The sequence below is a fragment of the Ochrobactrum sp. BTU2 genome, from assembly GCF_024539785.1.
Classification (GTDB): Bacteria; Pseudomonadota; Alphaproteobacteria; order Rhizobiales; family Rhizobiaceae; genus Brucella; species Brucella anthropi.
Genome location: NZ_JAHWRG010000002.1, coordinates 625,420 through 649,060, shown reverse-complemented (window position 1 = coordinate 649,060; position 23,641 = coordinate 625,420). Strand labels below are relative to the sequence as shown.

The window sequence follows — 23,641 nt, the reverse complement described above, 5'->3', positions numbered from 1 at the left end:
ACCCTCATCCTGCAGTACGTGTTATCGAAACAGGATCAGCCAGTGCCGTACCCTGTTCGTCCTTTACACGTACCGGCGCATCATCGCGCACGGTTTGAACACCTTGCGTAACGATCATGTCGCCCTGCTTCACCGGACCATCGATGAGAATGTTGGTTGAATTGCGCTGAACGATACGCGCGACAATTCTCTTGGCGACACCGTCCTCAACACGCCACACATAGGAACCGTCAGCCCCCCATTGAATGGCCAGCGGGTCGACCGAAGGATAGCGATCACCCGGAAAGAGAACCGTGACGGAGAACGACATGCCCGCGCGCAGACGATCCTGCGTGTTCGGCACTTCTGCGCGAACATGCAGCGTACGGCTGGCTTCATCCAGCATATTGTCAACCGCGTTGATCTCGCCGCTATAGGTCTCACCCGGGAAAGCGGTCGATTCCGCTGTCAACGGCTGGCCAACCTTGATTTGCGGTGCGAAGCGTTCTGGCACCCATATATCGATCAGCACTTTCGACCGGTCATCGATACGACCGATGGAAGTCTGTGCGGTAATGTAGTTACCCACATTGACAGGAAGAATACCAACAATACCGGAGATTGGCGCACGAACCGTGCGACGGCTCAAGGCGAGCTGCGCGTCCTGCAAAGCAAGCTGCGCATTGGCGACCGCCAGCTCAGTCTCAACCACCTGAACTTCAGTTGCGGTGTTCGTCGCTCGCAATTTTGCAATGCGCTGGCGTGTCGTCTGCGCATCCTTCAACGCCGTCTCGGCCTTAGCGACAGCGATCTTTTCCGTCTCGGCGTCAAGTTCGGCAATCGAGTCGCCTTCCTTCACGCTATCGCCCGCCTTGACGTAAAGCTTCGTCATGTAACCGCTGGAGTACGGGGTTATCGACACGGTGCTGAGAGCCCGTGCCGAACCGATAGCCGTCAAACGGTTGTTGATGGTCTCTTCGCCGGCGGCCTCGACAACAACGAGTGGTGCGGATCGCCCGCCTTCGCCTTTCGGCGCTTCCTCGCCCGTTGCTGCGGTCTTCACCACATCATTCTTGTTCTTATAGGCATACCAGCCGCCAACGGCAGCCGCAGCTATGAGCAGGCACAAGGCAATCTGCTTCCAGGATTTCATTCAGCTCTCCGGCAAGGCCTACCGTCACCTGACGGCCCTCGTTTTCGAAACCAATTTGTCGGGCGCGGAAAATGCCAGCAAATAGTATCAGAATGATGATTGCCTTCACATTGCGCAAATCATGCAACCCATCAGGATGCATGGATTTTTCCAACCAAGACTTTGCACGCACGATCTCAAGGCGTCGAGTTAAATTTCGGTAATACTGCTCGCAGAGATCCCGGGAGCGGGTGCGTTCTTAACCGATTGAACAAAGGCTGTTGGATTTATCGATCGGCTCCATATATAGGAGGCTACCTTTATGTATTGCGTTTCGATGGCACACAGGTTGAGGCACTGCGGCGATTAGGCCGGTTCACCTCGCGTTGGAAGCACAGGCTATGGCGGTTGTTGAAAAGACCACAGATACGGGCACGCCTTCCCCTGAAGCGGCCTCCCAAACTGCGACCACGGAACGGCTCTCGTCAACCCAGTTCACACGTTTACCCTGGCGAAACCGGCTTTCGAGCAAGCTATTGCTCTTGACCGCACTTGCCGTGTTGATCACCGAAGTTCTGATCTTCGTCCCGTCTGTTGCCAATATGCGCGTGCGCTGGATGAGTTCGAGACTTGATACTGTGGGCGCGGTCAGCGAGGTTCTCGCCGCAGGCGGCGATATGGATGTGCCGCGTGACATTCAGGACAAGGTACTTCTGGCAACCGGTACGAAAGCCATAGCCATGCGTGAAGCCGGTGCTTCGCGTCTGCTCGCCATGTCGGAAGTACCCGGCAAGATTGACCAGGTCATTGATCTCAACAATATCAGCGAAGCAGCTGCCATATGGGACGCATTCGGAACCTTGTTCAACGGCGGAGACAGAACGCTACGAATCTATGGTTCGGTTTCGCCATCCAGTTCTCCGGGACGTATTATTGAAATCGTGACCTCGGATGCACCCCTCCGACACGCTATGCTCGTCTATGCGCGCAACGTGACTTTTATCTCGCTCATCATTTCAGTCATAGCGGCGAGCCTGATTTACCTGATCATTCACGAAATGCTGTTGCGGCCGGTGCGTATCATGCATCGCAACATGATCGATTTCGCCTCATCCCCTGACAATCCCGCGCTGATCCTTGTGCCAGAAAACCGCAAGGACGAATTCGGCGTGGCCCAGCGTCAGATATCGCATATTCAGAGCGACCTTCAGAGAACGCTCAAAGAACAGAAACATCTCGCCGATCTTGGCCTCGCCGTCTCCAAAATCAACCACGACATGCGCAATATTCTGGCCTCAGCGCAGTTGATGTCTGACCGGCTTGCCGATACCGAAGACCCAATGGTGCAGCGGTTTGCACCCAAACTTATCCGCACTCTCAGCCGCGCGATCAGCTATTCCGAAAGCGTCATGGCCTATGGTCGCTCGCAAGAAGCACCACCGCGCCCGCGTCGCGTTCTGCTGCACACAATTATCGCTGACGTTCAGGAAACCCTGAGCCCCAGGTCAGAAAGCAGCGTTGAGTTCGAGAATCTTGTCCCGGAGGATTTCGAACTCAATGTCGATTCAGAGCAGTTGTTCCGCGTGCTGAGCAATCTTTGCCGGAATTCTGTGCAAGCCATGGAGCGTGATCAGAGCATTGATGACGCGACCGTCAAGCGACTCACGATTTCTGCCGGAAGAATCGGGACGATGGCAATCATCGGTGTCGAGGACACCGGCCCCGGTTTGCCACAAAAAGCACGCGACAATCTTTTCACGGCTTTCAAGGGATCGACACGCAGTGACGGCACTGGTCTTGGGCTTGCCATCGCGCAAGAACTGATCCGCGCGCATGGTGGGACAATCGAGCTTCGAGAAGACCGCCCAGTTGGGGCACATTTCGAGATTCGCATCCCCGATTTGCCGATGCAACGCGGAGACCGGAGCCTCCAACGGGCAGAGGAAAGTGTTTAAGCAATCTACCGTTGTGCCAACTTTGAACGAAAAGCCCGGAAATGTGGGGCCTGACAAGAAATCTTCACAGAACCACATTTTTTTCTAAGAAGACGCTTGCATTTAGCGATCCGTCCGATTATCAACCGCCCATCGCCGCAGCGAGCGGCACACAGGCAAGCACCCGTAGCTCAGCTGGATAGAGCACCAGACTACGAATCTGGGGGTCAGAGGTTCGAATCCTTTCGGGTGCGCCATTTTTCTCAAAACAATCAGTGATTTTTTTCGGCGCGTGACGAACCGGTTTATGCATTGCTTTGCATATTTCCCAAAATGACTGCCCCCGACCTCGTGACGTTTTTGCTCGCCCCGCTATATGTGGCTCGACATATCGGCATCACATTTCTGCAGTGGAATTTTTCTCATGAAGCATCACGCGCTCGTCTGGCTGCGTAACGATCTTCGAATCAACGACAACCCCGCACTGGATGCAGCCGCCGAAACAGGCGGCCATATAACAGCAGTTTACGTTCATGAGACCGTTGCCGAGATTCGGGCGCCCGGCTGCGCGGTGCGGTGGTGGCTGGACCAAAGTCTTGAAGCGATAAGAAAACAGCTCGCTGATCGTGGCATTGAACTTCTCATCGAGACCGGTGATCCGAGGGATATCCTCCCTCAGTTGATCGCGAAACTGGCCGTCACCGAACTGTTCTGGAACCGTCGCTACGCACCGGCGGAGCGTGAATTCGATGCGAATCTGAAGGCACAACTCAAGGAGAGTGGAACCGGTGTAACCTCATTTCCTGGCAATCTTCTTCTTGAGCCCTGGGAGCTCAAGACGGCCAGCGACACGCCCTATCAGGTCTTCACCCCTTTCGCCAAAGCGTTGCGCCACCATCACATTCCTCGCCCGCTTTCGCGCAGGCAATGGGATATCAAACCAACACAGGAAACCTGCTATTCGCCCAACGTTCCTGCCTGGGCGAAAAAGTTCGATGGGCTTTGGAATATTGGAGAAGACGCGGCGCGCGACTGCCTGACACGTTTTCTGGAGAACACGCTGTCGACCTATACCGAGGATCGCGACGTTCCCGGCATCGACGGAACTTCAAGACTTTCACCTCATTTGCGGTTCGGTGAAATCAGCGCGCGTCAGGCGTGGTATGCCACACTGGCGTTTATGGACGAGCATCACTCTGCACGCGCTGGCGGTGAAAAGTTTCTGTCAGAGCTGATCTGGCGCGATTTTAATTATCACCAGCTCTATCACCGCCGCGACATCAGTCGACACGATATGCGTGACACACTGTCCGGCATCGCATGGCGCGATGATCGAGCTGCATTCGAAGCATGGCGTCGCGGACAGACGGGCTTTCCCATCATCGATGCCGGTATGCGTCAGCTTTGGGCCACCGGATGGATGCACAATCGCGTGCGAATGCTTGTGGCATCTTTTCTCACCAAGAATCTGCTCATCGACTGGCGAAAGGGTGAAGAATGGTTCTGGGATACGCTCGTGGACGGCGATATCGCCAGCAATCCGGGAAGCTGGCAGTGGGTGGCAGGCTGCGGCATGGACGCTGCGCCCTATTTCCGGGTGTTCAATCCGATCTTGCAGGGTGAAAAATTCGATGCCGAAGGACAATATGTCCGGCATTGGGTGCCAGAACTATCAGGCCTGTCCAACAAATGGCTGCACAAGCCGTTTGAGGCCCCCAAGGATGTGCTGACCAGCGCTGGAATTGCGTTGGGCAGTACCTATCCCAAACCAATCATTGATTTGCAGGCCTCACAACGGGAGGCCCGCAAACGGCTCAACAGCCAGCCGTAATCAACGCGCTTCCAGTCCGCCATTCTCAACGATAAAGTCGATGATTTCCGGCACGCCCTTGCCGCGATGGAGGTCGGTGAAACCGAATGGACGCTTGCCGCGCATGCGAGCCGCATCGCCTTGCATAATATCGAGATCGACGTGCACATGAGGAGCAAGATCACTCTTGTTGATCACAAGAAAATCTGACCGTGTGATACCCGGACCGCCTTTGCGCGGAATTTCCTCACCCTGACAAACAGAGATGACATAAAGCGTCAGGTCCGCCAGATCCGGTGAGAAGGTAGCAGCGAGATTGTCACCACCGGATTCGATGAAGACGATCTCCAGATCGGGAAATCGCCGGTTCATTTCGGCAATTGCCTGCAGATTGATGGAGGCATCCTCGCGGATTGCCGTATGCGGGCATCCGCCCGTTTCGACGCCCATGATCCGATCTTCGGACAAAGCCTGAGAACGTGCCAGAATGAGGGCGTCTTCCTGCGTGTAGATATCGTTGGTAATCACGGCGACCGAGTATTTATCACGCAGCGCTTTGCAAAGCTTTTCGGTCAGCGTCGTCTTTCCCGATCCCACCGGGCCGCCGATGCCGATACGCAAGGGTCCGTTTTTCTGTGTCATGTGCGAAAAAGCCTCGAATGTTGGGTTTCGTGTTTCATGGCCATGATGTCGCTAATGTAAGTCGCGGAACCAAGGTCACTCAATGAAGTTTTTTCTATTCGCGTCGCTGTTTCGGCGAGAACCGGCTCCAAATCCGACATTGTCGCAGTCACGCCGTTCTGCCCCATGACCGAAAGACGGATCGATGCCTGCAAAAGATTGATACAGAAGGCTTGCAGAAAGGCAGCGAGTGTCAATCCAAGCGATACTTTGTTAGCGCCCGCCACGGCACCGACTGCCACCGGATAGGGGCAATCGGCTGGCAGGCGATCAAATACAGAACTGGGCCAGCTTCTAGCTGCAGCCAGAAACGCCTCGCCCTGCAGCATCGTCTCCATATGACGTTCACGCGAACCGGCCAGTGCTTCGGCCAATTCTGCAACTTCAACAAGATCGCCTTCGGCAACCGCACACCGCCAGCTTTCCGCGCAAAGCACGGCATCATTCCAGCCGGAGCCACGTGTTACAAGCCAGCGCAGCCAATCGCTCATTGTGGCGGTGTCTGCGACATAGCCATCATGGACGGCCCGCTCCAGCCCATGACTATAGCTGAACGACCCGACCGGAAAGACGGGCGACAGCCAGGCCATCAGCCGCAGCAAAGCGGTGGTGGTATCAGTCGTGGTGGTGGTGATGATGTTCATGATCGTGTTCGTGATGACCATGATGATGATCGTGGTCATCATGCGAATGGCCGCCAGAATAAGCACCGCGCAGCGGACTGAAAATTGCTGTTACATCCGTAACTGTTGCACCAAGCCCCTCAAGCATAGCCTTTATGACATGGTCGCGAAGAATGAAGATGCGATCACTCTCGATCTGAGCCGCGAGGTGACGGTTGCCGATATGCCAGGTGAGTTCGGCAATATGCAGCGGATCACGCCCGCGGATTTCGTAAAGTTCCTCGCTTGCGGCGCGGATTTCGATCTCGCGTCCGTCATCGAGGACGAGCCGGTCGCCGTGCTCGAGCACAATTGGCTCTGCAAAATCGACGAGCACCTTCTCGCCACCTTCCAGAACGATGGCCTTGCGCCGCAAATGACGTTCATCGCGTTCGAGAACGGCGTGGCCCGCAGGCACGGCATCGATCACCTTATCTGCACGAATAATGGCAGTGGCACGAAACATTTGTTTGCCTTTCAAGATCAGAACATGAAGTAGCGTTGCGCCATTGGCACGACGTCGACGGGCTCGCAGGTCAGAAGTTCGCCATCTGCGCGCACCTCATAGGTTTCCGGGTCAACTTCCATTTGCGGCATCGCATTGTTGAGGATCATGGAATGTTTGCCGATACCGTCTCTGGTATTGGCCACGGCAATCATCTGCTTGTCCACCCCAATCTTCTCTCGAAGCCCTTCATCCATTGCGGCCTGCGAAACGAAGGTAATGGACGTATTGGTGCGGGCTTTCCCGAATGAGCCGAACATCGGACGATAATGCATCGGTTGCGGCGTTGGAATTGAGCCATTCGGGTCCCCCATCGGCGCGGTTGCGATCCAGCCACCAAGCAGAACCATCTCCGGCTTGATTCCGAAGAAAGCAGGATTCCACAAAACGAGATCGGCCCGTTTGCCCACTTCCACCGAACCGATTTCATGCGCCATGCCATGGGCGATAGCAGGGTTGATGGTGTATTTCGCGATGTAGCGACGCGCCCGATAATTGTCATTTCCGGGCTTGTCGTCGGGAAGACTGCCGCGCTGCTTCTTCATCTTGTCCGCAGTCTGCCAGCAGCGAATGATCATTTCGCCGACACGGCCCATCGCCTGACTGTCGGAGGAAATGATGGAGAACGCTCCCATATCGTGGAGGATGTCTTCTGCAGCGATGGTTTCCTTGCGGATACGGCTTTCTGCAAAGGCAATATCTTCAGGAATTGCCGGGGACAGATGATGGCACACCATCAGCATGTCGAGATGCTCTGCAATCGTATTGACCGTGTAGGGCCGGGTCGGATTTGTCGAAGCCGGCAACACGTTCGGATACTGACACACGCGAATAATATCCGGAGCGTGTCCGCCACCAGCGCCCTCCGTATGGAAGGAATGGATCGTGCGCCCCTTGAAGGCGTTGAGCGTATCTTCGACGAAGCCACCTTCGTTCAGCGTATCGGTATGGATCGCAACCTGAATATCGAACCGGTCTGCGACCGAAAGGCAATTATCGATCGCAGCCGGTGTCGAGCCCCAGTCCTCATGCAGCTTCAAACCGCAGGCGCCGGCGCGGATCATTTCTTCCAATGCACCGGGCAGTGAAGCGTTTCCTTTGCCGAACACACCGATATTCATCGGCAGGCCGTCGAACGACTGGATCAGCCGGGCTATATGCCACGGCCCCGGCGTGCATGTGGTTGCAAGCGTGCCATGGGCAGGTCCGGTGCCGCCACCCACCATGCAGGTGATGCCTGCATTAAGTGCTTCATCCACCTGTTGCGGTGAGATGAAATGGATATGCGTGTCGATACCGCCCGCCGTGAGGATCTTGCCTTCACCCGCGATAATCTCCGTACCGGGGCCGATGATGATCGAAACGCCGGGCTGCGTATCCGGATTTCCGGCCTTTCCGATCACCGCGATACGCCCGTCGCGAAGCCCCACATCGGCTTTATAAATACCGGTATGATCGAGGATCAGAGCATTGGTAATGACTGTATCCATCGCACCGTCGGCGCGCGACATCTGGCTTTGTCCCATACCGTCGCGGATAACCTTCCCTCCGCCAAACTTCACCTCTTCGCCATAGGTGGTGAGGTCCCGTTCGACTTCGATAAACAGTTCCGTATCGGCGAGACGCACCTTATCGCCAACAGTAGGGCCGAACATTTGCGCATAGGTGGCGCGACTAATTCTGGCTGGCATGAAATGTCTCCGTCACCTGTTCTAAAGCTTTCCCATGACCATCTGGCGAAATCCGTAGATCTCGCGCTTGCCGCTCACGGGAACCAATGTCACGTCGCGTTCCTGACCGGGCTCGAAGCGCACGGCAGTTCCGGCTGCAATATCCAGCCGCTGTCCGAGCGCCTTGTCGCGTTCGAAAGAAAGGGCCGCATTCACTTCGTAAAAATGAAAATGACTACCGACCTGTATGGGGCGGTCGCCGGTATTGGCGACCTTGATCGTGATGGTGGATTGCCCCTGATTGAGTTCTATATCGCCGTCCTGCGTAATAATTTCGCCGGGGATCATGTCACACCTCACCCAGCCATCAGCGTCAGGCCGCCAAGTGCGGTAGCGCCACCGGCCAGACGCAAAGCAATTTTGCCATTCCTGCCCGCCATAAGCCGTCCTGCGGCAAGGCCGACACCCATGCCAGCGGCGTGTAGCAGTGCGGTCGCAAGCGCAAATCCAGCCGCATAGGAGAGGAATGTCGCGCCTCCGATTTCCCCGCCGTGTGCATGACCGTGAAAGAAGGCGAAGAAGCCGGCAATAAGTGCGCCAACAACCGGAGTGACAGGGAAGGCAAGCGCCACCATAAGACCAAGCACGACCACCGAAGCCAGAATGACCGGCTCAACGAAGGGCAGCGGCATGCCCAGAAGTGCCGCCACAAAACCAAGCAGCATCACGCCGACAAATGCCGCTGGCACGACGAAGAGTGCCCGTCCACCGAGCATGGTGGCCCAAAGTCCTACCGCAACCATCGCCAGGATATGGTCCGCGCCGGAGAGCGGATGCGTGAAGCCCGCCGCAAACGAGCCATGTTCGGCCGGATTGAGATGGGCAAAGGCAGGGCTTGCGGTGAGTGCCATTGCCACCGCGGCAAGGACCGTAGTCTTCTTCATTATCGTACCTTTCAAAAAACAGGTTCGCCTCGGCGAAACCTGAAAATCAGCGGATCGGCTCGTGAACGGTGACGAGCTTTGTGCCATCGGGAAATGTGGCTTCGACCTGAATGTCGTGGATCATTTCGGGCACACCATCCATCACCTGTTCACGGGTGATGACGTGCGCGCCTGCTTCCATAAGATCGGCAACCGTGCGCCCATCGCGGGCACCTTCAACGACAAAATCGCTTATCAGTGCGATCGTTTCTGGATGATTGAGTTTTACCCCGCGCTCCAGACGGCGGCGGGCAACCATGGCGGCCATGGCGATCAAAAGCTTGTCTTTTTCCCTGGGCGTCAAATTCATGACTTCATTCCAACTTCATACTTTCAAAGCGGTATGCATTCCGCTGGCGTTAAAAGCGGCGGGATTGCCGCGAACTCAAAATGTCCAAACTTTGGGCAGTCCTGCCTTACCGTTAAGCAGGGCGAGCAATGGCCCCAGACGTTTGCGCAAGGTGTAACTATCCGGCGCGTGAAGCCGCATCATCAGTTTGGTTGCAGGGCCAACCTGCCAGAGGCTGGCACCGCCCTCCTCTCCAATGATCTGCCGGGCTGCTTCCAGATGTTTCCCGGCCTCCCCTGAAATCAAGAGCACGGTGGCGACTGCACAGGCCGCATCTGCCACCGGACGGGCTTGCAATTCGGCCCCAATATCCGGTCCCAGCCGAAACTCTTCTGCATGCACAAGCCTCCCATCGGGCCGCCCACCCAATCGCACACGCCAACGATCACTGAACATCGCTTCATCAACCCGCTCACCCATGGCAAGGCGCCCGAATATAGTCGCCTCCACCACCAGGATTTCCGCCCCCTCCTCCAGCTCGACATCCAGCGTTCGTGACAACACGGATTGATTGAACAGAATGGTTTCCTGCGGAAGCCAAGCAAGACGCGTGCCTTTTGCCGCCTTCAAACGCGTGGCAATGCGTGCCTCGCCGCCCCCTGAGCGATAGATACGCTCACAGGCCTGCGTGGTAATGACAGCCGAAGCGTTTTCGCCAAGCTCCACATCCCATTGCAGTCGGTCACCGCCCGTCAGCCCTCCTGATGTGTTGATCAGGATTGCTTCCAGCGGATCGCCTCCGACTTGCGGCATGCGGATCTTGGCTGCGCCTTCCTGGTAAAGCCTGGAAATGCGCGAACGCCCGTCCTTGAAATGTATCGAAAGCCCACCCAGCCCGTTGACGCGCTGCGAGGAGAGCTCCGCTAACTTATTGTTATTTATTATCATCTGCGCGAATCTCGTCTTGCTCTTCTAAAGCAGAACTGACCGCATAATAAAGGGGGGTGGGGGTGCGGCAGGACGCCGCCACATATTGGAAAGCTTGAAAATGTTTCATCAAAAGCCACGGCAATCCCACCCGAAGCAATGTTTCGGATGGGATTTATCGATCAGTTCCTCGGTCAAATACGCATTGCCGCCGGGTGCGTGACCGTCTTTCGATAGAGATGCCAGGTCGCATGCCCAAGGATGGGTATTACTACCGCCAACCCGGCAAACATCGTGGCAAAACCGACGATCAGCATCGCGGTTACGATTGCAGCCCAGAGCAGCGATTCCATGGGGTTGCGCATGACAACACGCAACGATGTCGCAACCGCTGCCGCAGCGCCGCAATCCTGATCAAGCAGCATCGGGAAAGTCACAATCGTCGAGCACAGGACAACGATTGCAAAAAGCAAACCAATGCCACAACCGGCAAAAATCAGACTGCGTCCCTCTTCCGTTGACGACACCTGATTCATCAACATTGAGAAGCTCTCGGGCGGCATCGGCCCGAAATAGTGAACATAGAGATTTTGCGCCACCAGCAGCCAGACAATAAAGATTGCGAACAGAAAAGCACCGACAGCCACGATGGACGGCAATGCCGGGGAATGGCTCACATCGAGCGCACGTTTCCAGGATGTATCCAACCCTTCTTCACGGCGGCGGCTCATCTCATAAAGCGGCAGCGCAGCAATTGGCCCGATCAGGGCAAAGCCGGACATCAGGGGAAACAAGAGCGGTAACGCGTTTGCGTTCGTGCTCCAGTAAGTGATGAACAACCCCGCCAGCGGGTATATGAGGCAAAGGAAAACGTAATGCGATGGCTTTGCCCAGAAGTCGTTGAAGCCCAGACGCAGGGCATCAAATACATCTGCCATGCGAATGCGCTTAACTTCAGGATAAAAGGCTGATTGGTCTCGACCTGCAACAACATGAAACTGTGCCATGACGCTCCTCCTGCGGATTAAGCAGTCCTGACGGCAAGGAAACGGTCAGGACATGGCCTGCACGCAATTTCTGGCTTTCAACCGGTCACCGGACAAATCCGATTTCGTGACGCCAATTCGTCAGACCAGAGCCTGACGGTCTGGCGAATAGTATACATCGAAAAGACTGGTGGCGAAAGAAAAGCGGCTCAATGAGATTGAACCCCTGCGTGAACTGATCTCAAATCAGCAACCACACGCACTTTCCATTAGAGCGCATCCCGAAAAGTGTGAAACGGTTTTCGGAAAAGATGCGCGTAACAATAAATGATTAGAGCGCCGATTTGATCCAATCAGATCGAAACGCGCTTTAATGAAAGCACGGCAAAGCCAGTTTCTGGATTTTATTGGAAAATAATGGTGCTGCGAGAGAGGATTGAACTCTCGACCTCTCCCTTACCAAGGCAAGGAGATGACTGGCAATTTATCGTTTCTTTCCAAAACGATATGCCTTGCGGGAATTTGATTGTGCCAAATCTGTGCCAACAAGGCCAGTCTGTTTATCGAACTTTTCAGCCAGTGATTTACCGGCTTCGTGGCTGTGTACGTAAGTTTCCAGAAACAGCTTCGCGGACTTCCACCCACCAGCATCCATAGCGGCCTTGATGTCGGCGTCAGGTACTGCCATGGCGTTCGTGCCGAACGAATGACGGCCAGCGGAATGCGTGGTGCGCCGCTCGATTTCTGCCCGCTTACAAACGGCAGCAATGCGCCGATTGACCGCCTTCGGATCGGTATAGCTGAAAACAGGCTTCCCATCTTCTAAGCCAAGCGCCGCCATTCTGGTGACCAGTTCGCTTGTCAGGTAGCGCGGCGACCATTCATCTGTCTTCGTCTTCTCCAGCATCGCAATGCGCTTGCCTAAATCGACGTGCTCACCAAGCAGATTGACCGCTTCGGACACGCGAGCGCCGGTTTGGTTCATGAATAGGACGATGCCAGACAGGTGAAAGAGCTTGTCCTTGTCAGACTGCGCCAAGAAAGCATCCAGCCACCTCCGGTCAACCGGCTTGTGCTTGGTCGATTTCGGAACGTCGAACATTTTCACCTTGATCGGTCCACACCATCCCAGATCGTGGGCATGATTAATGACGGCTCTGGCCGGGATAATGGCCTGCCTGTTACGCGTTGACGGTGCAGCCGTAGGGAATACCGCCAGTGCCATAGAACGCAACTCGGCGGGCTTAATCGTGCCGACAGCGCGCCCTTTGAAATGCTTGATAATGGGAGCGAGGAACCGCGCCTCGCCGCCCTGCTTCATGTAGCTGGTCGCGGCCTCTTCAAAGAGCCTTACCGCTTCCTCGCCATAGGTATGACTTTTCCAGAGCCGCGCTTCATATTGCGCCCTGATTTGCTCCGCGACTTGCTTGTCGCGAGTGCCAAGGCTTTCTCGTACGCGCTTTCCGGCGATTGTGCCAACGGCATACCAGATGCCATTTCGTTGTTTGAGTTCGAGGTTTGACATGAAAGTGCCTCCCGCAAGAGTGCAATGCGTTCCGGATAGAAGACCTTCTTCGACCCGCGCCGCTCATAAAGTGGATGAGATTTAAGCTTGTCCATCAAAAAGCGCCGGGACACACCGAGCAGCATAGCCGCATCATCCATTCCGACCGGCACAAGAGACTTCGTCCATTCGGGTAATGCGCTCATCGGTCATACCTCCGCAGGAAGTCTTCATATGAACGGTCAGCACGTTTGCAGGCCCAGAGCGCCAGCTGCTGCCAGACGCGATTACGGAGTGAAAAGAGGAACATCCTTACAGAACACTCCCGTATGCGAAGCCGGGGAAATACTCTGCAATAGCATCAACATCAGCGATCCCCATTTCTGCGGCGTCGATTTCTCGCTCCTCCTCGTATTCGCGGTCATCCTCGAAATCAGGATCGCCATCCATGCTATCCAGAAGCGCGATAGCGTCTTCTATCCACTTCTCCAGCGTGAGACGGCGTAGGCGGTGGACTGCAGGGCTGCTCATTGTGCTGCCTCTCTCAATTCCTTGCGCATCTTGACTACCGCCTGAAGCAAATCGGAAAACTCGCCGTCGAGACAAATCTGAACCGGATAATCTGCCTGAGCAGATGGATAGATGATGACAACCCGATAGCCGTCAACATCGTCCAAGGCGGATGAAATTTCTTTGGCGAGGTTTCTAATACGGCGCTCTGGATGTTCAATTTCTGGCAAACCTTCGGCGGTTGCCTGACCTTGCTGTGTCGGCATTGCTATTCTCCGAATTGTTTGAGAGGGGCGCTTAGAGCGGTGCGCCGTCCTTGATCCAATCCTCGACAATCCCGTCGATCAGATCGGCAACGTTGTATTGATTGATCGTGGCAAGCGTCGCATACAGAACGAAATCCTGATCGTCTGGCGTCAGGACATCATATTCTTGAACGCGACCGCCATTGCCGAGCGCGATGCTCAGATCGTCGTCAGCGGAAAGCGCCAAACCCAAGGCAACGACCTTGCGGACCACGGGCGCTAAGCGTCCCGGATTAACCGGGATGCCAAAGGCGGGATGGGAAACCATCACTCAGCGCCTCCAATTTCGCCTGTATCAAGAGCGGCGTAATAGGCGAGCAGGCATCTGCGTAGCTCATCCGGCGCGATCTTCATGTGCTGATTGATAATAGCGACGGCTTTCTCGCCAATAACGACAGCCGCCATTCCTTCAAGCCGGGTGATGCTTGCGACATCCAGTTCGTCACGAGACCAGTCAATAGACTTAACCATGGCTTCGATCTCAGCCTCCGTCAGTTTCGAGGGGTCTTTGCCCTGGGCAGCTAATTCGGACACTGTGCGCTCGATCTTCGCCTCAATCGAGGCATTAACGGTATTGGCGCATGACATAAGCCGCTCTGCGCGACTTGGTATATTCTGAATGACTGACATGTGTTTCTCCATCGGGCAAATCGCCTATGGAGGGAACCATAATGCGGGATTTATCACGCGTCAACACATATGCGTGATAAATCCTACATTTTAAAATCTCGGGTCAAACTGATTGCGCGACCTATGATCCTAACTTCTTCATTATATGAGGACTTTAGAAGCTTATTGTCGCGGGAATTTTCATCAAAATCTGGAATAATTATAGGTCGGAATGCGCGATCTTTAGAGAACGTTGAGAGATGAATAGCGCCATCAACCTTCTTTACCAGCCGAGCGCTGAGTTCCATCTCCTTGATGTCTGGAGGCAAATTCAGCGCGACGACGATCTGCCCATCACGCAATTGAACGTTATCATCGTCCGCAAGCAGGATCGTGACAATGTCACCCTTAACAATATGAAGGCCATCAAGACTGCTGTCGCCCATTTCATATATGGCAAGCTTTCGACCTGGAAACCTCCTGTCGTTCTCGATAGTTTTGGGGTTCCAGATCGGATTATACCCCGTTGGCTCCTCATCTAACAAAAACCGCTCGCCTTTTTTGCGATACACCCCGGCCTCAAGTATGCCGGAGATTTCCATGGTTGAACGATCAAGCGCCACCCACTTCTCGGGATCGTCTTTCGGAAAAAGCGTATCAATCTCACCAACCAAGTAGGAGGCAGAGCATTCAAGAGCCTCTGCTATCTTGTATAGTGTGATGTGCTTGGGGCTCTTAGCCTTACCGGAAAGAATATCTCTTACAGCTGATCTGCCCAATTCGGCATGCAGTGCGACGGACGACGGGTTTAGCCCCAACGCATCCATACGCTGTTGTATGCGCTGCTTGAGGATGTCGGAATTTTGCGGGTCGGTGAATGGATTTAGCATTGTAGGAATATCCCTCAAACTCTGCAACTTTCAAAGCGCGATGTATCACGCATTTTGCTTGCTGTATGCGGGATTTATCCATATAGTAAACAAATCATGGAAAACCTACTTCGACAAACTCTCATAGAAACTGGCGCTGCATTCGCACAAGCGGATGGTTGCGCACTGTCGTCGGTATCTCGGCGTGTGAAGAATGATCCTAATTTTTTCGCCCGCCTTTCCGACACTTCGAAAAGTTTCACCGCACGGTCTTTTGATGAGGTCATGCGGTGGTGTGCGGATAATTGGCCGGAAGGAAAGCAGATGCCCCTCGGCCTGATGAAATGGCTCGCAGAGACAAGTTATCAGAAAGAGGTGTCCGTATGATCGATCTGCCATGGATGCAAATCTACGTAGGCGACGAGTTGGCGGAAGCGTCCGCTCTCAGCGCTGAAGAGTACGGGGCTCACATGTTCCTTCGCCTGCATCAGTGGCGACACGGCGAGTTGCCCCACGATGAGGAACGGTTGCGCCGTATCGCGCATGTGGACGCCGACAGGTGGCCTTATATCCGTGACACGTTAGCCCCGCTGTATGATTACCTTTGGGTACATAAACGTACCGCCGATATCCGAGCCACATCGGAAACGAAGCACAAAAACCAATCTGAAAACGGAAAAAAGGGCGGTCGCCCTCGCAAGAATGATAAAGCCGATGAAAAGCCGACAGAAAGCCCGGTTTTTGATCGGCATAAAGCCGATGGAAAGCAGTCACAATCACCATCACAACCACCATCATATTCACAAACACAATCAAAATCACCGCCACGGCCAGATCATGGGGCTTTGGAGGATAAGGAAGAGGCATCTACGTACGCACACGCGAGCGGAGCAAATCAGCCCTTTCCGAAGCTTGTAAATCCAGAAGATGCGAAGGCATTTGTACGAAACCTTGGCTTGCCGCCTCGTCATGTCTCGACAGCAATTGAACGGGTAATGGCCGGAACGCTATTCCCGCGTGTCGTGGAAAACTGGAAGTCGGAGGCAATCACCGCATGATCCAGCTTGATCTCTTCACATGGGCCGATGCCAAGCCGTCGAACGTAATCGATGCCATGCCGCGTCTTATCCGTAAGGCGGCGATGGAAGTGATCTATGGCATTCCGAACAAGCAGGGCGACGGCAAGGTCGCTCGCCTCGAAGAAAGGAAGCGGGCATGACCGACCAATCAAATTCCCGCGTGACCGAGGCAGCCCGCTGGTTGGCGACAACACCAGAACGCGACAGGCCGCACCCGATCATCCCGGCGCTTCGTCGGCAGTTTGGCTTGACCGTGGTTGAGGCCACACTTGCCGCCGCAGAGAGCGTTCTTATCCAAGCGAGGGCGAATTGATCAGGAGAACCAGCAGCGAACGTCCCAGGACGGCAGCAGAGCGTCAACGTGATTGCCGCGCCCGTCAACGCCGGGGCGATGTCATATTTCCGCTTGCGCTTCCAGGTGAAGCCGTCAGAGATTTCCTCATCGAAACCGGCCATCTGAAAGAATGGGACGATGACGATCCGGAGCGGGTCAAGGAGGCTCTTGAAGTCGCCTTCCGGGATTATGTCACGCGTGACGGGTCGTGACGATGCGGGGTGATAGATTTGTCAGCAATGGCAAACAAGGCACCCAACATGACCCGGAACACCAAAGACCAGCAGGGCGCGGAATACTTCACCCGCGCTCTTCGCCTTCCAGAGAAGCCCCGCCAGCTTGTTGAAGCGGGACAGGCATATGAAGCAACCCGGAACGCTAGAGCGTTAGCAGCGCGCGAGCTTTCCGATATGCGGTTGAGCCGCAGCAATGCCGAGGCTGGCGTAACAGTTCGGTCAATTCCGAGCCAGGTTCAAATTGATGATGCAGCCGACAATCTGGCCGAGCTTGTCAATCAGGATACCGAGACAAGCGGCACCTTCAACGCTCTCAATCGCGAATATGTCCAGTCGGCCAATCAGGAACTACAGCCGGTTTATGCGGCCTATGCCGTCGCCGTGCTCGAAGCGGTGGAGACACTCGATACCCTTCTGAAAGCTGGCGAAGATTTCCATCGGGAAGCTCTGCGGGCAGGTCTCTCGCCAGATCATCCAGCAATCAACGGCAGCAAGGCCACACGCGGCCTTATCGACAACTTCCTGAAACTTGCCCGGAGTTGGTGCCGATGATCATCAGCATGTTCTCAGATGATGGCATCAGCCTGGAACCGACCGAGGCCGTGAAGCAGCGCAATCTCAAGCTTGCCGAGCGTCACCGCGCCAAGGGCAACTACGTCCGTCATATCCAGATCGACATCAAGGGATCGATCACCGAAGAGCTATTCTGTGACGTAATGGAAAAGCTCGCTTCGGTACCGGCGGCGCATTCCATCGACCTGATTATCGACTGTCCCGGTGGCGAGTGCTTCCCGGCAATGTTGCTCCACAAGCAGCTTCGTGACCATCCCGCTGAACGCAAGACCGCTCATATCGTCGGTAGCTGTGAAAGCGGTGGCCTGTTGATCGCATTGGCAGCAGATCGGAGGATAGCCAGCCGGAAAGCGTCGTTCCTCATTCATCAGACACGATGCGGGGAATACTCGGTCACTTCGTGGACGACTGGTGATTTCCAGCGTCAGGCAGATCAGTTCCGGGCGATTGACGCCGATCTGATCACCATCATCGCACAGCGCACCGGCATAGACGTTTCTACGATCCGGGACACCGCATCCGATGAAGAACCTTCATCAATCGAGTGGTGCCTCGAAAACGGGATCATTCACGAAATCGGGGAGGATCGGCCATGAGCCTCAAGGAATTCTTACAGAAGCAACGGCCAGACGAACTGACCGAGACCCAGGTGGCGCTAGAAATTCGCCGCTTGGAAAAGGCTGCTGGAGATATGGAGTATCATCACTATAACAGCGAGCCTCATCTTGAAGCTGTTGCTCTCATGCGGGCCGATGCCGAAGGACTGAAGAAGATACAAGCCCGCCTGCTTGCCGGTCAAAAGGGCCTGCCGCCGTTTGAGCCTCAACGGTATGACCATGGCGCTATCGTCCAGCACCGTGGAGCCATATGGCAGGCGAAGAAAAGCACCGGCCAGCGCCCCGGAGATGGAACGGACTGGCAGGTTATCGACGGCACACCCACACCGATGCCGCCAGCCTTACCAGCGGTTATCGATACGGGCGATAATCTTACAGATGGATTTGACGCGAAGACGGAAGATGATCGGTACTGGCTCTCGGTTCTTGAAGAAGCCGAAAAAGATTACCGCCAACACATCAAAACAGCGGGTCTCACCGAAGCCGATTTGACGCGCCCGCCATCGCTTCGGCGGAGCCTGATCGAACAGGCAGTCCATAATGTAGCCGTTGCCCGAAAGTTCGAACGGCAGGCTGAGGAAATCAAATCCTTCACCAAGAGATTGGAGGCATTGGAAGAAGGCGGCATCCAGTATCGGGGCATCTACCAGCGAGCACAGAACTACTCCAAGGGCGACGTTACCACCTTCCACGGCAGCGCCTGGATTGCTCTCCGCTCTCTCAAGGAAACCGAGGAACCCGGCACATGTGATGGCTGGATGCTGATGGTGAAGAAAGGACGTGATGCGTGATGACCGAAGAGAAAGACACCTCATTCGACAGGCCAATCGAAGAGCTATTCGGTATAGATGCTGTGAATACGCTCCAGCGAGTTCAGGATGAGTTCGGCACCCGCGCCCGATACGAGACCGAGCTATTCCTGCGAGGTTATGCCTGTGCCACCGAGTTCATGGGGCGTGTGCCTACCAGGGCAGAGCAGAAGGCAATCTTCGCCGCTGTTAAGCAGCACACGGATGGGATGACCTTCTGATGGCTCGACCTAAGCTGAAGATGATGAAGCCTCTGGTCTCGACCATGAAGCCTCGCCTTGGTCCTACACCTGGTAGCCAGAAGAACCGTGATGCGCACCGCGTGAAGGTAGCGCCGTGGCGTCGGTGGTATCGCATCGCCCGGTGGCAGAAGCTGCGCATGAAGATATTCACCCGCGACCTGTTCACCTGTCAGATGTGCGGGCTGCTTGAGCCCGACACTTCCAAGCTGGTTTGCGATCACCGCGAACCACATGGCGGCAGTGAGACCAAGTTCTGGGATGAGACGAACCTGCAATGTCTCTGCAAGACCTGCCACGATGGCCTGAAACAGCGCCTCGATCATCAGACGAGGGCCTATCGATAACCGGGGGGAGGGTAAAAGTCTGGAAAGTGCTTCGAGCGCGTACCCGCCCTGAACACATTCGCATATTTTTTATTCCAGCAGCGCATTTCACGGTTTTATCGAAAATAACCGAAAAACTCACTGCGACTTTCGCCCTTACAACCTCGGCTTTTGCGCGCTTATCGAAGCCCCGAGCACCCCATTTTTATTTGGAGAGTTAACATGAGCACCGAAACAGCAACGGCGCTAACCGTAGACGCAAAGATCAATGGCAATCACGTCAATATCGGTATCAAACGCGATGCATTGCCATACTTCGAGCTAGACCATGGATCGGCAATCTCCACGCTCAAACGCTTGATGGGCAGCTCTTGGACGGCGGATGATGTCACGAACGTTCTCGAATTTGCACTGGGACCGCAGCCAGCCGCAGGCACCGACCTGATGCATTGGAAGCTTACTAAGCAGTACGCAAGGGTAGACGGGGTTCTCACTGCCAGAAAGTTAACTGAAAGCATCATCCAGCTTAAGGAAGCCATTCAAGCTAGGGGCGTAGGGACATATGCGCCGCTCGCCTCCATGGTTCTCCTTGCCACACTGTACGGCATTGATGAGGACGATGCTTCCTTCTCCGATGAGGAGGAGAACGCCGATGGCTAAAGGATGGTACGTCAGCAATGAATTCAAGCGGCGTCTGCGTCAATTACCCGAAAAGGTCCACAAGGAGACCAACAGGGCCATAGAGCAGAACGCCGATGAATGGGTGCGCGTGTCCCGCAGTATGGCACCGGTGGACCCAAAAGATGGTGTGCATCTGAAGCCAAGCATCCGCCATCACGATACCGAGACCGGGGGCCAAGTTGTGCGCGCTGGCGGTGAAGCTACCACGCGCGCCGTGAAGGACGGCCAAAGCGCCACCTACGATTACGCGCTGGCGCAGGAATTCGGCACTCAGGAGATGGCAGCCAATCCCTTCTTCTGGCCTGCGTATCGCCTGCTGAAAAAGAAGTTTGTGAGCCGCCGTAGCCGCGCCATGAACAAGGCAATCAAGGAATTCAACAATGGCAAATGAACCCGCATTGTATGCGCGCATGGAGTTGCGCGTCAGCCAGGCTGAAAAGCAGATGGAAAAGCTTACCAAGAAGCTAGACGGCGAAATGGGCAACATGGAGCGCCGCACCAATAAGGCGGCGAAGAATATGGAAAGCTCGCTTAGTCGTGGCTTTTCCAAGATGAAAGGAATTGTGTCCGAGTTCGGTAAGGGCCTGTTTGCGGGCATCGCTGCCGGTGGCGTGGTTGGTCTCGCCGCGAGCGTACAGGCTGTCACGAAGTCTTTCGCTGACCTTGGACGCGAAGCACAGACAGCCGGTATCAACGTCGAGGATTTCCAGAAGTGGCGGTATGTTGCGGATCAGAACCGCATCGGCATTGACGCCATGATCGATGCTTTCAAAGAGCTGAATATTCGTGGCGATGAGTATGTGAAGACTGGCAAAGGCGGCGGCGCTGACGCATTCGCGCAGATCGGCATGTCACCCGCTGAAGTCAAAGAACGCCTGAAAGACCCATCTGCGCTGCTGCTTGAAATCATCGACCGCACCAAGCGTTTGCAGAATACAGCGGCAGGCGTCCGCATATTCGATGAGCTTCTAGGCGGTCAGGGTGGCGAACAGTTCGTCAGGCTCATTGAGCAAGGCCGCGAAGGCATCACCGCCACGCTCAACGAAGCCGAGAAGATGGGCGCTGTCTTCGATGCTGACTTCATCAAGAAAGCTGATGAAATCGACAAGGCTTTCAACCGGCTGGCGACCACGATGGGTACGGCGGTCAAAGGGGCTATCGTTGAAGCAGCAACCGCGCTGCAAGGCTTCCTGTCATCGTGGCAGAACCTTGAAGATAAAACCCTGTCTGGCATTAATGCCGAGCTGGACACGCTTTCGAAGCGGAAAGAACAGCTTCTCGCTCAAAAAGGTGGATGGGAAGATAGCGTTCTCGGCGTGGTCGGTAAGGATGCAGCAACCGAGCTAAAGGCCATAGACGATCAGATGGCGCGCCTACAAGCCCGCAAGGACGAGCTTACCGCCGTCAAGCTCGATACAATCACAATCGAGCCACCGGTAAAGCCATATACCCCGCCTGACACCACGAAGAAGGGCAAATCAGACGAGGAAAAAGCGCGTGACCGTGCAGCCAAGGCCGCAGAGCGCGAGCGAAAAGCGGTACAGGATTTAATCGCTGACCTTCAGTTCGAAGCGTCTCTGGTGGGCAAATCGGCGCTGGAAAAGGAGAAGATGACTGCTCTTCGCCATGCTGGCGCAGCGGCCACGGCGGCAGAGAAGGCCCAAATCGAGCAGCTTGTGGAGGCAAACTACAAGGCGACCGAAGCATACGACAGGCAGCAGGCAGCTATTCAGGAAGTCAACGATGCTGGCCGTGAGTTCGCCGGTACGCTCGTGTCTGGCCTTCTCAGTGGTGCAAAGGCTTCTGATGTTCTGTCCGATGCTCTGGGCCGACTGGCTGACCGTTTCCTGAATTCGGGTCTGGATGCTCTATTCGGAGGCGGCGGCAGTGGCGGGATCGGCAGTATCTTCAGCAGCATATTCGGCGGTGGCGGTTCCGACCCATGGTCCGGTTTACGGCTGGCAGGTGGCGGTCACGTGCGCGGTCCCGGTTCTGCGACATCTGACAGCATCTTCGCAAAGCTCTCAAATGGCGAGTTCGTTGTGAACGCCAAGGCGACGAAAAAGAACCGGGGCATTCTGGAAGCAATCAATAACGGCATGTCCTTGGACCACTTTGCGACAGGCGGATATGTGCCAGGCGGTGAAGCTGGGGCCGAATGTGTACTGATGATAGGAGGCCGGGCATGAGCGCGTTAGCTATATCAGTCGGCACGGATGGCATTCTCGTAGCATCGGACGGGGTTTGCTACACCTATGAGACGGGCGAGGTATCCGGCTTCGTCTCCAAGGTCATCCTGCTACCAGAATATGACTGCTTCATTGGTGCGACTGGCGCGGGCGCGTTCGGCGTTGCCTTGCGGTGGGAAGTCAACCAGCAGATCAACAGCTTTGACGATCTGGTGGAAGGCATAGCGGGATTCTGCGAGACCGTTCATCGGAAGCTTTTCACCAACGTCTGGGGCGAATGGCACCGAGGCCCGATTAGCGAAGTCTCTTGCGTCATCGGCGGATGGTCTGATGCACGGCAGGCATATGAGGCGTACCGCGTGGTCAGCTACGAAAAGCCGAGTGTCGATTTGAGCGACGGCCGATCCATAACGATAGAACCGTTCGTCCGGTCTCAATTGCCAGCCGATACGTGGTGCAATTATCTGCCGGATACCATGCACGAATTCGACCTAGTGCCGCCACTGCCGAACGAAGAGACAGGCGATATTCTCATGCGGCTGGTTTGCGCCTGCCGCGCCGATAGCGCGTTTGTCAAAGGTGAGGAAGAACGCGAGGGCGATAATCGCCATTACATGGCTGGCGGATTTATTCAGATGTCCGCTATTCAGCAGGGACATACGCAATCGTGGATCGCTCATAGGTGGCCCGAAGATCAGATCGGCAAGCAGATCGACCCGAACGGGCCAGAACGCTACCCGGAATGGCTGAAAGAGCGCTACGAGCAGGCCAAGGCGGTCAGCGAGGTGGCGGCATGACATCACCGTCCCTTGAGCTACAAAAGGCCCTGTATGACCGTCTCAAGGCCGATCCGGCGTTGTCGGCCGTTATTGGTGGCCGGGTCTATGACACTGTGCCTGAAGGGGCCGAATTCCCGTATGTCTCGTTCGGGCCGTTCGATGAATTGAGCGATGACGCGGAGTGCATCACTGGCTTTGAGATCAGCATCCAGCTTGATGTCTGGTCGCGATCCGTGGGCTTCCCGGAATGTCGTCACGTTGGCGATCTGGTCAGGCGCGCCGTTCTCGGTGCCACAATCGAACTCCCTGACAATCGGCTCGTATCCATCAACCACCGACAGACCATGACAATGCGTGACCCTGATGGGCTAACCAGCCACGGCATTGTCAACTTTTTCGCGTTCGTGGAACAGGGAGGCTGAGC

General features: G+C 55.3%; 32 protein-coding genes and 2 tRNA genes. 17 read left to right on the top strand and 17 right to left on the bottom strand.

Features of this window, described 5'->3' with window-relative positions; translation table 11 throughout:
* Positions 1-4 precede the first annotated feature (4 nt).
* Positions 5-1,132, bottom strand: coding sequence for an efflux RND transporter periplasmic adaptor subunit (locus KWJ32_RS07825; RefSeq protein WP_010658164.1), 1,128 nt, complete (start codon positions 1,130-1,132; stop codon positions 5-7).
* Positions 1,133-1,512: 380 nt separating this feature from the next.
* Here KWJ32_RS07825 and KWJ32_RS07820 point away from each other — a divergent pair, with 380 nt between their 5' ends.
* The 3 genes from KWJ32_RS07820 to KWJ32_RS07810 all read left to right on the top strand — a co-directional run bounded on the left by KWJ32_RS07820 (position 1,513) and on the right by KWJ32_RS07810 (position 4,876).
* Positions 1,513-3,066: a HAMP domain-containing sensor histidine kinase gene (locus KWJ32_RS07820; protein ID WP_011982509.1), complete on the top strand. Its 1,554-nt coding sequence runs from the start codon at positions 1,513-1,515 to the stop codon at positions 3,064-3,066.
* 159 nt (positions 3,067-3,225) lie between these two features.
* A tRNA-Arg gene (locus KWJ32_RS07815) sits at positions 3,226-3,302 on the top strand.
* A gap of 167 nt (positions 3,303-3,469) precedes the next feature.
* Entirely contained in the window at positions 3,470-4,876 is a 1,407-nt protein-coding gene (locus KWJ32_RS07810; RefSeq protein WP_041544919.1) for a deoxyribodipyrimidine photo-lyase, read from the top strand.
* Here KWJ32_RS07810 and ureG read toward each other — a convergent pair whose 3' ends face one another.
* The 16 genes from ureG to KWJ32_RS07730 form a co-directional block, all read right to left on the bottom strand.
* Positions 4,877-5,497, bottom strand: coding sequence for an urease accessory protein UreG (gene ureG / locus KWJ32_RS07805; protein ID WP_010658108.1), 621 nt, complete (start codon positions 5,495-5,497; stop codon positions 4,877-4,879). It abuts the gene before it with no gap.
* A complete protein-coding gene (locus KWJ32_RS07800; protein ID WP_029925800.1) occupies positions 5,494-6,180 on the bottom strand; it encodes an urease accessory protein UreF in 687 nt (228 codons plus the stop codon). Before KWJ32_RS07800 ends, ureG begins: the two co-directional genes overlap by 4 nt.
* On the bottom strand, positions 6,152-6,664 hold the full coding sequence (ureE, locus tag KWJ32_RS07795; protein WP_011982506.1) for an urease accessory protein UreE: 513 nt from the start codon (positions 6,662-6,664) through the stop codon (positions 6,152-6,154). The genes KWJ32_RS07800 and ureE overlap by 29 nt, the downstream gene beginning before the upstream one ends.
* 17 nt (positions 6,665-6,681) lie before the next feature.
* A complete protein-coding gene (gene ureC / locus KWJ32_RS07790; RefSeq protein ID WP_011982505.1) occupies positions 6,682-8,394 on the bottom strand; it encodes an urease subunit alpha in 1,713 nt (570 codons plus the stop codon).
* A gap of 21 nt (positions 8,395-8,415) precedes the next feature.
* The gene (locus KWJ32_RS07785; protein ID WP_011982504.1) at positions 8,416-8,721 is read right to left on the bottom strand and encodes an urease subunit beta; all 306 of its coding nucleotides are present in this window, start codon (positions 8,719-8,721) and stop codon (positions 8,416-8,418) included.
* 8 nt (positions 8,722-8,729) lie between these two features.
* Positions 8,730-9,317 carry a HupE/UreJ family protein gene (locus KWJ32_RS07780; RefSeq protein ID WP_231771308.1) on the bottom strand — a complete coding sequence of 196 codons (588 nt, stop codon included), beginning with the start codon at positions 9,315-9,317 and terminating at the stop codon, positions 8,730-8,732.
* A 46-nt stretch (positions 9,318-9,363) separates the two neighbouring features.
* Complete coding sequence (locus tag KWJ32_RS07775; protein ID WP_010658102.1) at positions 9,364-9,666, bottom strand: urease subunit gamma; 303 nt, start codon at positions 9,664-9,666, stop codon at positions 9,364-9,366.
* Between the two features lie 75 nt (positions 9,667-9,741).
* Positions 9,742-10,593, bottom strand: coding sequence for an urease accessory protein UreD (locus KWJ32_RS07770; RefSeq protein WP_010658101.1), 852 nt, complete (start codon positions 10,591-10,593; stop codon positions 9,742-9,744).
* 173 nt (positions 10,594-10,766) lie between these two features.
* On the bottom strand, positions 10,767-11,579 hold the full coding sequence (locus tag KWJ32_RS07765; protein ID WP_231771307.1) for a DUF2189 domain-containing protein: 813 nt from the start codon (positions 11,577-11,579) through the stop codon (positions 10,767-10,769).
* A gap of 397 nt (positions 11,580-11,976) precedes the next feature.
* Positions 11,977-12,050 (bottom strand) — tRNA-Thr (locus KWJ32_RS07760).
* Positions 12,043-13,083: a tyrosine-type recombinase/integrase gene (locus KWJ32_RS07755; protein WP_231771306.1), complete on the bottom strand. Its 1,041-nt coding sequence runs from the start codon at positions 13,081-13,083 to the stop codon at positions 12,043-12,045. The genes KWJ32_RS07760 and KWJ32_RS07755 overlap by 8 nt, the downstream gene beginning before the upstream one ends.
* Before the next feature lie 291 nt (positions 13,084-13,374).
* A complete protein-coding gene (locus KWJ32_RS07750) occupies positions 13,375-13,593 on the bottom strand; it encodes a hypothetical protein (RefSeq protein WP_231771497.1) in 219 nt (72 codons plus the stop codon).
* Positions 13,590-13,838, bottom strand: a complete 249-nt coding sequence (locus tag KWJ32_RS07745) for a hypothetical protein (RefSeq protein ID WP_231771305.1) — start codon at positions 13,836-13,838, stop codon at positions 13,590-13,592. Before KWJ32_RS07745 ends, KWJ32_RS07750 begins: the two co-directional genes overlap by 4 nt.
* A 31-nt stretch (positions 13,839-13,869) precedes the next feature.
* On the bottom strand, positions 13,870-14,145 hold the full coding sequence (locus KWJ32_RS07740; RefSeq protein ID WP_256885961.1) for a hypothetical protein: 276 nt from the start codon (positions 14,143-14,145) through the stop codon (positions 13,870-13,872).
* Complete coding sequence (locus KWJ32_RS07735; RefSeq protein WP_231771303.1) at positions 14,145-14,507, bottom strand: hypothetical protein; 363 nt, start codon at positions 14,505-14,507, stop codon at positions 14,145-14,147. The genes KWJ32_RS07740 and KWJ32_RS07735 overlap by 1 nt, the downstream gene beginning before the upstream one ends.
* An 83-nt stretch (positions 14,508-14,590) precedes the next feature.
* A complete protein-coding gene (locus KWJ32_RS07730) occupies positions 14,591-15,376 on the bottom strand; it encodes a hypothetical protein (RefSeq protein ID WP_231771302.1) in 786 nt (261 codons plus the stop codon).
* Between the two features lie 362 nt (positions 15,377-15,738).
* Here KWJ32_RS07730 and KWJ32_RS07725 point away from each other — a divergent pair, with 362 nt between their 5' ends.
* The 14 genes from KWJ32_RS07725 to KWJ32_RS07660 all read left to right on the top strand — a co-directional run bounded on the left by KWJ32_RS07725 (position 15,739) and on the right by KWJ32_RS07660 (position 23,639).
* Positions 15,739-16,413 (top strand): DUF1376 domain-containing protein, encoded by a 675-nt coding sequence (locus KWJ32_RS07725; protein ID WP_256885960.1) that lies wholly within the window; start codon positions 15,739-15,741, stop codon positions 16,411-16,413.
* Positions 16,410-16,574, top strand: a complete 165-nt coding sequence (locus KWJ32_RS07720) for a hypothetical protein (RefSeq protein WP_231771300.1) — start codon at positions 16,410-16,412, stop codon at positions 16,572-16,574. Before KWJ32_RS07725 ends, KWJ32_RS07720 begins: the two co-directional genes overlap by 4 nt.
* Complete coding sequence (locus tag KWJ32_RS07715; RefSeq protein ID WP_231771299.1) at positions 16,571-16,747, top strand: hypothetical protein; 177 nt, start codon at positions 16,571-16,573, stop codon at positions 16,745-16,747. The genes KWJ32_RS07720 and KWJ32_RS07715 overlap by 4 nt, the downstream gene beginning before the upstream one ends.
* Positions 16,744-16,980, top strand: coding sequence for a hypothetical protein (locus KWJ32_RS07710; protein ID WP_140022486.1), 237 nt, complete (start codon positions 16,744-16,746; stop codon positions 16,978-16,980). The genes KWJ32_RS07715 and KWJ32_RS07710 overlap by 4 nt, the downstream gene beginning before the upstream one ends.
* Positions 16,981-17,028: 48 nt before the next feature.
* The gene (locus tag KWJ32_RS07705; RefSeq protein ID WP_231771298.1) at positions 17,029-17,556 is read left to right on the top strand and encodes a hypothetical protein; all 528 of its coding nucleotides are present in this window, start codon (positions 17,029-17,031) and stop codon (positions 17,554-17,556) included.
* Positions 17,553-18,173, top strand: a complete 621-nt coding sequence (locus KWJ32_RS07700) for an ATP-dependent Clp protease proteolytic subunit (protein WP_231771297.1) — start codon at positions 17,553-17,555, stop codon at positions 18,171-18,173. The genes KWJ32_RS07705 and KWJ32_RS07700 overlap by 4 nt, the downstream gene beginning before the upstream one ends.
* Positions 18,170-18,985 (top strand): hypothetical protein, encoded by an 816-nt coding sequence (locus tag KWJ32_RS07695; RefSeq protein ID WP_231771296.1) that lies wholly within the window; start codon positions 18,170-18,172, stop codon positions 18,983-18,985. The genes KWJ32_RS07700 and KWJ32_RS07695 overlap by 4 nt, the downstream gene beginning before the upstream one ends.
* Positions 18,985-19,224: a hypothetical protein gene (locus tag KWJ32_RS07690; RefSeq protein WP_231771295.1), complete on the top strand. Its 240-nt coding sequence runs from the start codon at positions 18,985-18,987 to the stop codon at positions 19,222-19,224. Before KWJ32_RS07695 ends, KWJ32_RS07690 begins: the two co-directional genes overlap by 1 nt.
* Positions 19,224-19,589, top strand: a complete 366-nt coding sequence (locus KWJ32_RS07685) for an HNH endonuclease signature motif containing protein (RefSeq protein WP_231771294.1) — start codon at positions 19,224-19,226, stop codon at positions 19,587-19,589. The genes KWJ32_RS07690 and KWJ32_RS07685 overlap by 1 nt, the downstream gene beginning before the upstream one ends.
* 201 nt (positions 19,590-19,790) lie before the next feature.
* Complete coding sequence (locus tag KWJ32_RS07680) at positions 19,791-20,228, top strand: hypothetical protein (protein WP_256885959.1); 438 nt, start codon at positions 19,791-19,793, stop codon at positions 20,226-20,228.
* A complete protein-coding gene (locus KWJ32_RS07675; RefSeq protein ID WP_231771292.1) occupies positions 20,221-20,640 on the top strand; it encodes an HK97-gp10 family putative phage morphogenesis protein in 420 nt (139 codons plus the stop codon). The genes KWJ32_RS07680 and KWJ32_RS07675 overlap by 8 nt, the downstream gene beginning before the upstream one ends.
* Entirely contained in the window at positions 20,630-22,438 is a 1,809-nt protein-coding gene (locus tag KWJ32_RS07670; RefSeq protein WP_231771291.1) for a hypothetical protein, read from the top strand. The genes KWJ32_RS07675 and KWJ32_RS07670 overlap by 11 nt, the downstream gene beginning before the upstream one ends.
* Positions 22,435-23,235, top strand: a complete 801-nt coding sequence (locus KWJ32_RS07665) for a hypothetical protein (protein WP_231771290.1) — start codon at positions 22,435-22,437, stop codon at positions 23,233-23,235. The genes KWJ32_RS07670 and KWJ32_RS07665 overlap by 4 nt, the downstream gene beginning before the upstream one ends.
* Complete coding sequence (locus KWJ32_RS07660; RefSeq protein WP_231771289.1) at positions 23,232-23,639, top strand: DUF3168 domain-containing protein; 408 nt, start codon at positions 23,232-23,234, stop codon at positions 23,637-23,639. The genes KWJ32_RS07665 and KWJ32_RS07660 overlap by 4 nt, the downstream gene beginning before the upstream one ends.
* Positions 23,640-23,641 lie beyond the last annotated feature (2 nt).